The following is a 12,367-nucleotide window of genomic DNA, read 5'->3' on the forward strand; positions in this document are numbered from 1 at the left end:
GGCCGCGGTTCGCCGACGACGCACGAAGGGGCGGTCCCTCCCGGAGGAGGGGCCGCCCCTTGTCAGGCCGTGGCCGGTGCTCGTGCCCCGTACGGAATCAGGCCGTACGGAATCAGGCCGTGCGGAAGGCCAGCACCACGTTGTGGCCGCCGAAGCCGAACGAGTTGTTCAGCGCGGCGATCTTCCCCTCGGGGAGGGTGCGGGACTCGCCGAGCACGATGTCCGCGTCCGCCTCGGGGTCCAGCTCGTCGATGTTGATCGTCGGCGGGGCCGTGCGGTGGTACAGCGCCAGGATGGAGGCCACCGTCTCCACGCCGCCGGCGCCGCCCAGCAGGTGTCCGGTCATCGACTTCGTACCGGAGATGCCCATGTGGTCGACATCGTCGCCGAACACCTTGCGCAGCGCCTTCAGCTCCGCGATGTCGCCCTGCGGGGTGGAGGTCGCGTGCGCGTTGATGTGGTGGATCTCGGCGGGCTTCAGGTCGTTGCGCTCGACCAGGTTCTGGAGGGCGAGCGCGATGCCGTTGCCGCTGGGCTCGGGCTGCACGATGTCGTGGCTGTCGGCGGAGATGCCCTGGCCGACGGCCTCCGCGTAGACCTTCGCGCCGCGCTGCTCCGCGTGCTCGGCGGACTCCAGCACGATCACGCCCGCGCCCTCGCCGAGCACGAAGCCGTTGCGGGCCGTGTCGTAGGGGCGGGAGGCGCCCTGCGGGTCCTCGTTGTTCTTGGACATCGCCATCATGTTGCCGAAGGCGGCGATGGGCAGCGGGTGGATGGCCGCCTCGGTGCCGCCGCAGACGACCACGTCGGCGCGGCCCGTACGGATCATCTCGATGCCGTAGCCGATGGCCTCGGAGCCCGAGGCGCAGGCGCTGACCGGCGTGTGCACACCGGCGCGCGCGTTGACCTCCAGGCCGACGTTGGCGCTGGGACCGTTGGGCATCAGCATCGGCACGGTGTGCGGGGAGACGCGGCGTACGCCCTTCTCCTTGAGCACGTCGTACTGGTTCAGCAGCGTCTGGACGCCGCCGATGCCGGAGGCGATCACGGAGCCGAGCCGGTCCGGCGAAACGGCCGTGTCCTCGCCCGCCTTGGCGGTGAAGCCCGCGTCCGCCCAGGCCTCACGGGCCGCGATCAGCGCGAACTGCGCCGAGCGGTCCAGCTTGCGCACCTGCGGGCGGGGCAGGATGTCGGCCGGGTCGACGGCGGCCTCGGCGGCGATGCGCACGGGCATGTCGGCGGCCCAGTCCTGCTCGAGAAGGTGCGCGCCGGAGCGTCCGGCGACCAGACCTTCCCAGGTCGATGCGCTGTCGCCACCCAGCGGTGTGGTTGCGCCGATACCGGTGACGACCACCTTTGGTTGGGTCGCGTTCACGGGATTCCTGTCTCCACGGGTAGGGGGTGATCCGTTTGAGCCCCCCGCCCGGGGCCCCGGAGAGGTGCTCCGGGGCGCGCGGCGGGTGGCGACAAACGCGTCAACGGACGGACGGGTCGGATGAGGACCCGGTTCAGTCCTGGTGCTTGAGGATGTAGTCGGTCGCGTCGCCGACGGTCTTGAGGTTCTTGACGTCGTCGTCCGGGATCTTCACGCCGAAGCGCTCCTCGGCCGCGACGACCACCTCGACCATCGACAGCGAGTCGACGTCGAGGTCGTCGGTGAAGGACTTGCCCAGCTCGACGTCCTCGGTCGGGATGCCGGCAATCTCGTTGACGATCTCGGCGAGACCCTTGACGATCTCTTCCTGCGTGGCCATCTGAGGCGCTCCTTCGGTGTGTTGCGGTGTGGGTGTTGCTTGCGGAAAACGTTCACCACCCGGGCCCGGCACGGAATCCGTACCCGCGTGGATCTTGACTAGGGGAGGGTAACGACCGTGGCCGCGTAAACCAGACCCGCCCCGAATCCGATGACGAGCGCGGTGTCGCCGCTCTTCGCCTCCCCGGTCGCCAGCAGCCGCTCCATGGCGAGCGGGATGGAGGCGGCCGAGGTGTTGCCGGTGGTCTCCACGTCGCGGGCGACCGTGACGCTCTCCGGCAGCTTGAGGGTCTTCACCATCGAGTCGATGATCCGCATGTTGGCCTGGTGCGGGATGAAGACGTCCAGGTCCTCGGCGCTCACGCCGGCGGCGTCCAGTGCCTGCTGCGCGACCTTCGCCATCTCGAACACGGCCCAGCGGAAGACCGTCTGGCCCTCCTGCCGGATCGCGGGGAACTTGACGTTGCCGTCCTCGTCGAGCGGGAGCTGCTCGACGTTGCCGATGCGGTAGCCCTCCCAGGACACGGTCTGGGAGATCACATCGGCCTTGTCGCCCTCCGAGCCCCAGATGGTCGGGCCCATCGCGGGCTCCTCGGAGGGGCCGACGATCGCGGCGCCCGCGCCGTCCCCGAACAGGAACGCCGTGGAGCGGTCGGTCAGGTCGGTGAGGTCGGAGAGCCGCTCGGCGCCGACCACCAGCGCGTACTCGGCGCTGCCCTCGGTGATCAGGCCCTTCGCGAGGGTCAGACCGTATCCGAAGCCGGCGCAGCCCGCGTTGATGTCGAAGGCCGCGGCCTTGTCGGTGCCCAGCCGCGCGGCGATCTCGGTGGCGACGGCGGGGGTCTGCTTGAAGTGCGAGACGGTCGAGATGATGACCGCGCCCACCTGCTCGGGGGAGATCCCGGCGTCCGCGATGGCCTTGCCGGCGGCCTCCAGGGTCATCTCCGCGACCGTCTCCTCCGGGCCCGCCCAGTGGCGGGTGGCGATGCCGGAACGGGAGCGGATCCACTCGTCGGACGAGTCGATGTGCTTGAGGATCTCCTCGTTCGGCACCACGCGGGTCGGACGGTAGCCGCCGACACCGAGAATGCGCGCGTACGGGGCGCCCTTCGCGGGCTTGATCTTCGCGGTCATGCTTCTCGGGGCTCCTTGGGGCTCAGGCGGACTGCGACTGCGACTGCTGCGTCTGCTCGGCGATCAGCTCACGGGCCGCGTCGAGGTCGTCGGGGGACTTCAGCGCCAGCGTCTGCACGCCGCGCATGCCGCGCTTGGCCAGCCCGGTCAGGGTGCCGCCGGGGCACAGCTCGATCATCGCGGTGGCGCCGCGATCGGTGAAGGTCTCCATGCACAGGTCCCAGCGGACCGGGGCGGAGATCTGGTTCACCAGACGCCGTACGAGCTCGTCGCCGGAGGTCACGACCTGTCCGTCGAGGTTGGACACGTACGGCACCGCCGGGTCCTGCGCGCTCACGCCGGCCACGGCGGAGTCCAGCGCGGCCACGGCGGGCTGCATGTGGTGCGTGTGGAAGGCGCCGGCGACCTTGAGCGGGATCACCCGGGCCTTCTCCGGCTTGTCCTCGGCGAGCGCGGCGAGCTGCTCCGCGGTGCCTGCGGCGACGATCTGGCCGCCGCCGTTGACGTTGGCCGGGGCCAGGCCGAGCTTCTCCAGGTGCGCGGTGACCTGTTCCGGGTCGCCGCCGAGCACCGCCGACATGCCGGTCTCGGTGACCGCTGCCGCCTCCGCCATGGCCTTGCCGCGGGTGCGCACCAGCGACATCGCGTCGCGCGGCGCGAGCGTGCCGGCCAGCGAGGCGGCCGCGAGCTCGCCGACGCTGTGGCCCGCGACGGCGCCCAGCACCTCGGCCGGCTTCCGCTCGCCGAGCAGCGCACCGGCCGAGATCAGCGCGGAGGCCACCAGCAGCGGCTGGGCCACGGCGGTGTCACGGATCGCGTCGGCGTCGGCCTCGGTGCCGTAATGCACCAGGTCGAGGCCGATGGCGTCCGACCACTCCGCGACCTTCTCGGGGACGCCGGGGAGTTCGAGCCAGGGGGTCAGAAGGCCAGGCGTCTGGGCGCCTTGGCCGGGAGCGACGAGTACGAGCACTCTTTCACTCTCTCCTGTGGACGGCGGTCCCCGCCGGTGGGGACCGATACGAAGAACCGTCAGGGGAATTGTGGGCCCCTGACAAACGGGCGGTGTGAGCCTAGGGCTGCTTCTCGAAGTCCGCGAGACGCCCCAGGATGAGCGCGATGCGCAGCGTGAAGGCGGAACGGACGTCGGAGGGCGACCAGCCGGTGACGTCCGTCACACGTCGCAGCCGGTAGCGCACGGTGTTGGGATGCACGAAGAGCATCCGCGCCGCGCCCTCCAGGCTGCTGGCCTGTTCCAGATAGACGCTCAGGGTCTCCAGCAGAGCGGAGCCCGCTTCCTCCAGCGGTCTGTAGATCTCCTCCACCAAGAGGTCCCGCGCGGCGGGGTCGCCCGCCATCGCGCGCTCCGGAAGGAGATCGTCCGCGAGGACCGGACGCGGGGCGTCGGGCCAGGCCGCGCACGCCCGCAGGCCGGCGGCCGCCGCCTGCGCGGAACGGGTGGCCGAGAGCAGGTCGCCCACCACGGGTCCTGCCACGACGGGGCCCGGCGCGAACGGTCCGATCAGCGACTTCGCCGTACGAAGGGGGTCGTCGGAGCCGCCTGCGATGACCACGAGCCGGGTGCCGAGCACGCCCGTCAGTACCTGGAGCTTGGCGTGCCGGGCCGCGCGCCTGATGGCCTCGACGGTCAGCTCGCTGTCGCCGTCCGGGGCTGTGCCGAGGACCACGGACACGTGCTCCGGGGAGTTCCAGCCGAGGGCCGCCGCGCGGGAGACCGCGCCCTCGTCGGCCTCGCCGGAGAGCACCGCGTTCACCACTAGCGACTCCAGGCGCGCGTCCCAGGCGCCGCGGGCCTCGGCGGCCTGCGCGTACACCTGGGCGGTGGCGAAGGCGATCTCCCGCGCGTAGACCAGCAGCGCCTCGCGCAGCACCGACTCGTCGCCCGGCGCGGCCACCTCGTCGATCGCCGCCTCGACGACCTCGATGGTGGTGCGCACCATCTCCACGGTCTGGCGCAGCGTGATCGCCCTGGTCAGCTCGCGGGGCGCGGTGCCGAACACGTCGGTGCTGATCGCCTGCGGCGTCTCCGGGTGCCGGAACCACTCCGTGAAGGCCGCGATGCCGGCCTGTGCCACCAGGCCGATCCAGGACCGGTTCTCCGGGGGCATGGCGCGGTACCAGGGAAGCTGCTCGTCCATCCGCGCGATGGCGGCGGCGGCCAGCTTCCCCGAGGACTGCTCGAGGCGTCGGAGCGTCGCGGCGTGCGGGTGCTCCGAGGAGTTCGGCGGCTCGGCGGGCGGCGGTTCGTTCGGGGGCTCGTTGGGTTCAGGCACGTGACAAGCCTGCCTCATGGGGTGCGCGGCGCGGGGCTTGGGGCGGTTCCGGGACAACATGCCGCGTATGTGGCGCGGGTGACGGGGGATACCGTGGGCCCATGGTCGATGTGCTGGTCGATGTGCGGCGCGCGGACGAGCGCTACCGGGGAGGCGAGGCGGAGGCGGGCATCGACACCCGGCACGCCTTCTCCTTCTCCGGCTTCTACGACCCGGACAACACCGGGTTCGGCCTGCTGGTCGCCTGCAACGAGGAGCGCCTCGCGCCGGGCGCCGGCTTCGCCGAACACCCGCACCGCGACGTGGAGATCGTCACCTGGGTCGTCGAGGGCGAGCTGGAGCACCGCGACTCGCGCGGCCACGCCTCGGTGGTGCGCCCGGGCGACGTGCAGCGGCTCGGCGCCGGCAGCGGCGTGCGGCACGTCGAGCGGAACGCGGGCGAGGGTCCGCTGCGCTTCGTACAGATGTGGCTGGTGCCGGGCGCCTTCGGCACGGAGCCCGAGTACGAGCTCGTCCACGGCATCGCGGACGGCACGCCCTTCGCGCCGCCGCGCACCGACGCGGTGCTGCACGTGCGGCGGCTCGGCGCGGGGGAGCGGACCGCGGTGCCCGACGCCGCGTGGACGTACGTGCACGTCGTACGGGGTCGGGTGCGGCTGGAGGGCCGCACCCTCGACGAGGGCGACGCGGCGCGCATCACGGACGCGTACGACTTGGCGGCGACGGCCGGCGCCGAGGGTGCCGAGCTGCTGATGTGGGAGATGCACGCGGAACCGTCCTACGGGTAGCGCGCCGTGTGCGTTGCTTTGCGCTTGCGGGGCGCGTCATTCCCCGACCCCGCCCCTTCCCGAAACCGGGGCGGTGCCCCGGACCCCGGCTGTCGCCGTCAGCCCGCAGGCTGCGCTGCCACCGCCGAAGGCCGCCGCCGCACGCACTTACCGCTGCGGCGGGAAAAGATCTACAGCTCGCTGAGCACCTCGTCCGTGAACGGTGTCCACGCCTCGATCGCCCACGGCCCGAACGGGCGGTCCGTGAGGGCCACGCAGGCCGCGGCCGCCTCCGGGTCGACCCACAGGAACGTGCCGGACTGGCCGAAGTGGCCGTATGTCCGGGGCGAGGAGTGCTCGCCCGTCCAGTGCGGCGACTTGCCGTCGCGGATCTCGAAGCCGAGGCCCCAGTCGTTCGGCGACTGGAGCCCGTAGCCCGGCAGCACGCCCTTGAGCCCGGGCCACACCACCCGGGTCGCCTCGTCCAGCGTCGTACGGTCCAGCAGGCGCGGGGCCTGGAGCTCGGCGGCGAAGCGGATCATGTCGGCGACCGTGGACACCGCGTCCTTCGCGGGCGAACCGGCCAGCTCCGTGTCCCGCATGCCCAGCGGTTCGAGGACCGCCTCGCGCAGATACTGCGGGAACGGGATGTCGGTCGCCTTCGCCAGGTGGTCGCCCAGCGCCTCGAAGCCCGCGTTCGAGTAGATGCGGCGGGCGCCGGGCTCGGCCATCCGCCGGTCCTCGTCGAAGGCCAGCCCGGAGGTGTGCGCGAGCAGATGCCGTACGGTCGCGCCCTCGGGCCCCGCGGGCTCGTCCAGCTCGGCCGCGCCCTCCTCGAGGGCGATCAGCGCGGCGTACGCGGCGAGCAGCTTGGTCACCGAGGCGAGGGGAAAACGCCGGTCCACCGGACCGTGGGTGCCGGCCACGGTGCCGTCGGCGCGCACGACGGCCGCCGCCGCGTTGTCCACCGGCCAGTTCTCGATCGTCCGCAGGCTGCGCAGGCTCTCCATGCCCCCGACCCTAACCCGGGGCCCGGCGCGCGAATTGGCCGGGATTTTGCGCTTGCTTGGAGTGCACTCCAAGTCCCTAGCGTTCACTTATGACCGTGATGGAGACGGAGAGCGCGGCCCAGGAGCACACACCGGTACGGGCGCCGGTGAACGAGACCGTGCGCCGCTGCGCCGAGCAGCGCGTGGTGCATCCCCAGCCCGACGGGCGGGACCGCTACACGATCGGCGAGGTCGCCGAGGTGAGCGGCTTCAGCGCGCACACGCTGCGCTGGTACGAGCGCATCGGCCTGATGCCGCACGTGGACAGGTCGCACACGGGCCAGCGCAGGTTCACCAACCGTGACCTGGACTGGCTGCAGTTCGTGGGCAAGCTGCGCCGCACCGGCATGGCGGTCGCCGACATGGTGCGCTACGCGGAGCTCGTACGGGAGGGCGAGCACACCTTCGCCGAGCGGTACGAGCTGCTCGCGGCCACACGCGAGGACGTGCGGCAGCGCATCGCCGACCTCCAGGACACCCTCGCGGTCCTCGACTACAAGATCGACATCTACTCCGGGAGCGGACGGCCCCCGGGGGAGGCCAGGAGGCCCGCATGAGCGAGAAGGACACCGTGACAGGCAGCGGGGCATCGGGGAACGGCGCACGCATCCGCACGGCGCCGCTCGGCGCCGGCGGTCCGCAGGTCGGCGTGCAGGGCCTCGGCTGCATGGGCATGAGCTGGGCGTACGGGCCGACCGACGACCCCGCGGAGGCGCGGGCCACCCTGGACCGCGCGCTGGAGCTGGGCGTCACGCTCTTCGACACGGCGGACGTGTACGGCAACGAGAAGGGCGAGAACGAGGAGTTCATCGCCCCCTTCGTGCAGGCCAACCGCGACGACCTCGTGCTGGCCACGAAGTTCGCGATCTCGGGGGTCCCCGGTGACCCGTCCAAGCGGATCGTGCGCAACGATCCCGCGTACATCAGGGAGAGCGTGGAGGGCAGCCTGCGGCGGCTCGGGGTCGAGGCGATCGACCTCTACTACATGCACCGCAGGGACGTGAACGTGCCGCTGGAGGAGTCCGTCGGCGCCATGGCCGAGCTGGTCCGCGAGGGCAAGGTCAAGCACCTGGGCCTGAGCGAGGTCACGGCCGACGAGCTGCGCGCTGCGCACGCGGTGCACCCCATCGCGGCGGTGCAGTCCGAGTGGTCGCTGTTCTCGCGTGACGTGGAGCGGCACGTGGTGCCCGCCGCGCGGGAGCTGGGCGTGGCCTTCGTCCCGTACTCGCCGCTCGGCCGCGGCTTCCTGACCGGCGCTTTCACGCAGGCCGAGAGCGAGCTGACGGCCGACGACTTCCGCCGGACCATGCCGCGCTTCACCGGCGACAACGCCGCGGCCAACGCGGAGCTGCTGGCCCCGCTGCGCGAGGTCGCCGCGGCGCACGGTGCGACGCCCGCGCAGATCGCGCTGGCCTGGGTGCACCACCAGGACCGCAGGTACGAGGGGCTGAGCGTGCTCCCGATCCCCGGCACCCGGAAGCGCTCCCGCCTGGAGGAGAACGCGGGCGCCACCCGCATCGCGCTCTCCGACGCCGAACTGGAGCTGCTGGAGCCGGTCGCCTCGCGGGTCACCGGCGACCGGTACGCCGACATGAGCTTCACCTCGGCCGGACGCGAGTAGCGCCGGGGACCGGGGCCGGGGCGGCGGCTGGTGCGCCGGGCTGGACCGCGCGCGTCCGGCGTACCAGCCGCGCCAGCCACCCGCGGGCGAGCGCGGCGGCCGCGCACACCGGGAGCCAGGACAGCAAGGCCAGGAGCGTGCCGGGCGCCGTGGGATCAGACATCGTCCGTGCACCCCGCTTCCGCGCACCGCACCCGCTCGTACGAACCCAGCGTCAGCGACGCGTAGTTGGCGAGCGCGCCGCTGCCGGGCGCGAAGTAGCCGGTGTGCCCGCGGGAGTCGGGCGAGGCCAGCAGCCGCGCGCCGAAGTCCGGGTCGGCGGGGTCGGCGCCGTGCCCGACGCCGAAGACCCGCAGGCTGGGCACCCGCCCGATCCAGTCGCCCTCGTCGCGCTGGGTGGCCCACACCGGTACGGAGGTGCTCAGGTCCCTCGCCGAGCCGACGTCCATGCCGGGGGAGGCCAGCACCACGAGACCGCTCGCGTCGCGCCTGGTCAGATGCGGTGCGGCCTTCGCGCACAGCACCGAGCCATAGCTGTGGCAGAACACCGTGGGGGCCGCGGCGCCGGTGCGGTCCAGCCCGTGCAGCAGGCGCTCCAGCCGCGGAGCGCCCGCCTCGGCCAGCCGCGAGGTCGCCGCGTCGGGGCCGACCCCTACGGGGGTGGTGTACCCGGCCCAGGCGATCACCGCGGTGCGGGTGCCGGGGGACTGCCGGGCCATGCGCGCGCGCAGCGCGGTGGCCATGCCCTCGGAGGTGCCGTACCTGTCCTTCTTCCTGTCGAAGGAGGCCAGGTCCACGTCGTTGCCGGGGACGACCACGGCGGTCCGCCGCGCCCGCTCCAGGTCCCCGTGCACCACGGCGAGCTGGCCGCGCCCGCGCGGGTCGAAGGCGAGGATCTGCCGCCCGGGAGCGAGGAGTTCGGCGTAGCGGTCGGCCTTGCCCCGCGCCGTGTCCCGGTACGAGCGCGGGAGCGAGCTGTCAGCGGCGCGCTCCCGGTGGATCCGCACGGCCTGCCGGAGAGCGGTGCGGTTGGCCTCGTAGCGCACCTTCACGGGGGCGCCGTCGAGGTTGCCGACGATCAGCGGGTGCCGGTGCGCGAGGCCCTGCCGCTGCTTGGCGTCCAGCCCGTCGAAGAAGCGGGCGATGCGGGCCGGGCCCGCGTCGGGGGCCGGCAGCTCTCTGCCCAGCGAGTCGTCGGCGCGCCAGGAGACGGAGCCCGGCGGCGGGCCGGTGACCGGGGTCTGCGCGGTGCCCGCGGCCCAGCCCGCCGTACCGGCGACGGTGACGCCGACGAGCGCGCTCGCGACCAGGGCACGCCTGAGACGGCGGGTGACGACGGGCATTCCGGATCCCTCCTCCGGCAGCCGGAGGGTCCGGCCGCCTTGCGGAGAGAGAGTGCGAAGACGCCTTGCCGCCCGGCGTCACACCGGGGAGCCAACCGCCGGGTGATACCCGGGTATGACGAGGGGGGCGGGGGAGAGGGCTGCGAGGTCCGGGCCTTAAGGGGTTCGCGCCTTACGGGGCTTGGGCCTTACGGGACTCGGGCCTTACGGGGTCTCGCCGGGGGACACCAGCCCCGACTCGTACGCGAACACCACCGCCTGCGCCCTGTCCCGCAGATCCAGCTTGGTGAGTATCCGGCTGACGTGGGTCTTCACCGTCTGCTCGGCCAGCACCAGGCTCCCGGCGATCTCGGTGTTGGACAGCCCGCGCGCCACCAGGCCCAGCACCTCGGTCTCGCGCTCGGTCAGCCCGTTGAGCCGCAGCGCGGGCTGCTTGCGCGGGGCCGGGCGGCTGCGCGCGAAGTCGGCGATCAGGCGGCGGGTCACCGAGGGGGCGAGCAGCGCTTCGCCCTCGGCCACCACCCGTACCGCGGAGATCAGGTCGGCCGGCGGCGCGTCCTTGAGCAGAAAGCCGCTGGCCCCGGCACGCAGCGCCTCGTACACATAGTCGTCCACGTCGAAGGTGGTCAGCATCAGCACCTTCGGCAGGTGTGTCACCGCCCGCGCGGGCGCGAGGAGTTCGCGTGCCGCCTCCAGGCCGTCCATCTCCGGCATGCGCACGTCCATCAGCACCACGTCGGGGTGGGTGCGGCGGGCGAGCGCGACGCCCTCGGTGCCGTCGGCCGCCTCGCCGACCACGTCGATGTCGCTCTGCGCCGCGAGCAGCGCGGCGAATCCGGCCCGCACCATGGCCTGGTCATCGACGATGATCACGCGGGTGGTCATGAGGCGGCTTCGCCCTCCTGCCGTGTGGTTGCGGTCTGCGGTATGTCGTGTGTGGTCTGTGCGTCCTGTGCGCTCTGCGCGTCCTGCTGCGGGGACTGCTCCTGCGGCTCCTGAGACTCCCGCGACTCCTGCGAGGTCAGGGGCAGCTCGGCGGCGACGCGGAAGCCGCCCTCCGGTGTGGCCCCGGTCTCCAGCGAGCCGCCGACCAGCCGCACCCGCTCCCGCATGCCGACCAGCCCGTGCCCGGTCCCCGAGGTCTCCAGCGGCCCGTCGCGCGCCGCGCGGGCCGGCCCGTTGACCACCCGCACGCTCAGCCCGGAATCCGCCTCGCGCACCGTCACCGAGGTGGCCGCGCCCGGAGCGTGCCGCACGACGTTGGCCAGGGCCTCCTGAACGATGCGGTACGCCGAGAGCTGGACGCCCTGGGGCAGCAGCGACAGCCCGGGCGCGAGCTCCAGGTCGGTGGGCACACCCGCGCGCACCGTCGCCTCCACGAGCTGGTCCAGCCGGTCGAGCCCGGGCTGCGGTGTCCGCTCACCCTGCGCCTCCTCGCTGCGGAGCACGCCGAGGAGTCTGCGCATCTCGCTCAGCGACTGGCGCGCGGTGCCGGCGATGGTGCCGAACTCCTCGGCGGCCTCGGGCGGGAGGCCCTGCAGCCTGTACGGCGCGCTGTCCGCCTGCACGGTGATCACCGACATGTGGTGGGCGACCACGTCGTGCAGCTCCCGCGCGATCCTGGCCCGCTCCTCCAGGAGGGTGCGCCGCGCGCGCTCGGCCTCGCTGATGGTCTCCTGCTCGGCCAACTGGCGCCGGGCCTCGGAGCGCTCCCGCACGACGGCGCCGAGCAGCAGGACCAGGCCGCTGAGCACGATGAACAGAGAGCTGGTGCCGTTGGCGCTGACCTTCATGGACGCGAGGAGCAGGGAGAACGCCGTGCCGGTCAGCCACACCGTTATCAGCGTCCGCCGCCCGTGCCGCGCGGCCAGCCAGACGCAGACCAGCAGATAGCCGATGACCACCATCGGCGTCCACGGATAGGGGTGCTGCTGGGGGCCGTCCCCGAGGCCGTGGCGCAGGGAGGGCGATATCACGAACGCCCCGACGACGTCGGACGCGAAGATCACGCCCCAGGCGGTCAGCGGGCGCGCGGCGACCAGCAGCAGCGGCCCGGCCTGCCCGACGGCCAGCGCCCCGGCGACGCCGCCGGCCACCCCGTAGTCGTTCATGAGCATGGTGACGGTGACCGGCAGGAGGATCGCCGTCAGCACAAAGCCGGGCGCATGCGGCAGCCACGGCCGCATCCGCGCCCAGCGCGAGGGCCCCTGCCGCGTCTTCCGCCTCAGCTTCTTCATAGTCAGGCCAGCGTATGCACGGCCACTGACAGCCGCCGTCCTCCTCGGGTACGGGGCCGACCCCGTACCGGGGTAGGGGGTACGGGGTCGGAGACGCGGATCGGGACGCGGCACAAAGGGGCGGGCCGGACCGGCGAGGTCACCTCACCAGCACGAGCCGGACCACCACGAG

General features: G+C 72.8%; 12 protein-coding genes. 3 read left to right on the forward strand and 9 right to left on the reverse strand.

Annotated elements, in window-relative coordinates; all coding sequences use genetic code 11:
* Positions 1-112: 112 nt before the first annotated feature.
* From ABEE00_RS11105 to ABEE00_RS11125, 5 genes are all read right to left on the reverse strand, one after another.
* Positions 113-1,375, reverse strand: coding sequence for a beta-ketoacyl-[acyl-carrier-protein] synthase family protein (locus tag ABEE00_RS11105; RefSeq protein WP_345745179.1), 1,263 nt, complete (start codon positions 1,373-1,375; stop codon positions 113-115).
* Positions 1,376-1,508: 133 nt separating this feature from the next.
* Positions 1,509-1,754, reverse strand: coding sequence for an acyl carrier protein (locus ABEE00_RS11110; protein ID WP_345745180.1), 246 nt, complete (start codon positions 1,752-1,754; stop codon positions 1,509-1,511).
* A gap of 98 nt (positions 1,755-1,852) precedes the next feature.
* A complete protein-coding gene (locus ABEE00_RS11115) occupies positions 1,853-2,887 on the reverse strand; it encodes a ketoacyl-ACP synthase III (RefSeq protein WP_345745181.1) in 1,035 nt (344 codons plus the stop codon).
* Positions 2,888-2,909: 22 nt separating this feature from the next.
* Complete coding sequence (locus tag ABEE00_RS11120) at positions 2,910-3,857, reverse strand: ACP S-malonyltransferase (protein WP_345745182.1); 948 nt, start codon at positions 3,855-3,857, stop codon at positions 2,910-2,912.
* 100 nt (positions 3,858-3,957) lie between these two features.
* On the reverse strand, positions 3,958-5,178 hold the full coding sequence (locus ABEE00_RS11125) for a PucR family transcriptional regulator (RefSeq protein WP_345745183.1): 1,221 nt from the start codon (positions 5,176-5,178) through the stop codon (positions 3,958-3,960).
* A gap of 101 nt (positions 5,179-5,279) precedes the next feature.
* On the opposite strand from ABEE00_RS11125, the gene ABEE00_RS11130 reads away from it, so the two are divergent.
* Positions 5,280-5,966: a pirin family protein gene (locus ABEE00_RS11130; protein WP_345745184.1), complete on the forward strand. Its 687-nt coding sequence runs from the start codon at positions 5,280-5,282 to the stop codon at positions 5,964-5,966.
* A gap of 170 nt (positions 5,967-6,136) precedes the next feature.
* Here the strand turns inward: ABEE00_RS11130 and ABEE00_RS11135 are convergent, their stop codons facing one another.
* Positions 6,137-6,955: a serine hydrolase domain-containing protein gene (locus ABEE00_RS11135; RefSeq protein ID WP_345745185.1), complete on the reverse strand. Its 819-nt coding sequence runs from the start codon at positions 6,953-6,955 to the stop codon at positions 6,137-6,139.
* Positions 6,956-7,044: 89 nt separating this feature from the next.
* Here ABEE00_RS11135 and ABEE00_RS11140 point away from each other — a divergent pair, with 89 nt between their 5' ends.
* Together ABEE00_RS11140 and ABEE00_RS11145 are read left to right on the forward strand one after the other, a co-directional pair.
* A complete protein-coding gene (locus ABEE00_RS11140; protein ID WP_345745186.1) occupies positions 7,045-7,551 on the forward strand; it encodes a MerR family transcriptional regulator in 507 nt (168 codons plus the stop codon).
* Positions 7,548-8,615 carry an aldo/keto reductase gene (locus tag ABEE00_RS11145; protein WP_345745187.1) on the forward strand — a complete coding sequence of 356 codons (1,068 nt, stop codon included), beginning with the start codon at positions 7,548-7,550 and terminating at the stop codon, positions 8,613-8,615. The genes ABEE00_RS11140 and ABEE00_RS11145 overlap by 4 nt, the downstream gene beginning before the upstream one ends.
* Before the next feature lie 155 nt (positions 8,616-8,770).
* Here ABEE00_RS11145 and ABEE00_RS11150 read toward each other — a convergent pair whose 3' ends face one another.
* The 3 genes from ABEE00_RS11150 to ABEE00_RS11160 all read right to left on the reverse strand — a co-directional run bounded on the left by ABEE00_RS11150 (position 8,771) and on the right by ABEE00_RS11160 (position 12,195).
* Positions 8,771-9,958: an alpha/beta hydrolase gene (locus ABEE00_RS11150; RefSeq protein WP_345745188.1), complete on the reverse strand. Its 1,188-nt coding sequence runs from the start codon at positions 9,956-9,958 to the stop codon at positions 8,771-8,773.
* Positions 9,959-10,162: 204 nt separating this feature from the next.
* Positions 10,163-10,843 (reverse strand): response regulator transcription factor, encoded by a 681-nt coding sequence (locus tag ABEE00_RS11155; RefSeq protein ID WP_345745189.1) that lies wholly within the window; start codon positions 10,841-10,843, stop codon positions 10,163-10,165.
* On the reverse strand, positions 10,840-12,195 hold the full coding sequence (locus tag ABEE00_RS11160; protein ID WP_451918547.1) for a sensor histidine kinase: 1,356 nt from the start codon (positions 12,193-12,195) through the stop codon (positions 10,840-10,842). The genes ABEE00_RS11155 and ABEE00_RS11160 overlap by 4 nt, the downstream gene beginning before the upstream one ends.
* Between the last annotated feature and the right edge of the window lie 172 nt (positions 12,196-12,367).

The organism is Streptomyces odontomachicola, from assembly GCF_039605595.1.
Taxonomy (GTDB): domain Bacteria; phylum Actinomycetota; class Actinomycetes; order Streptomycetales; family Streptomycetaceae; genus Streptomyces.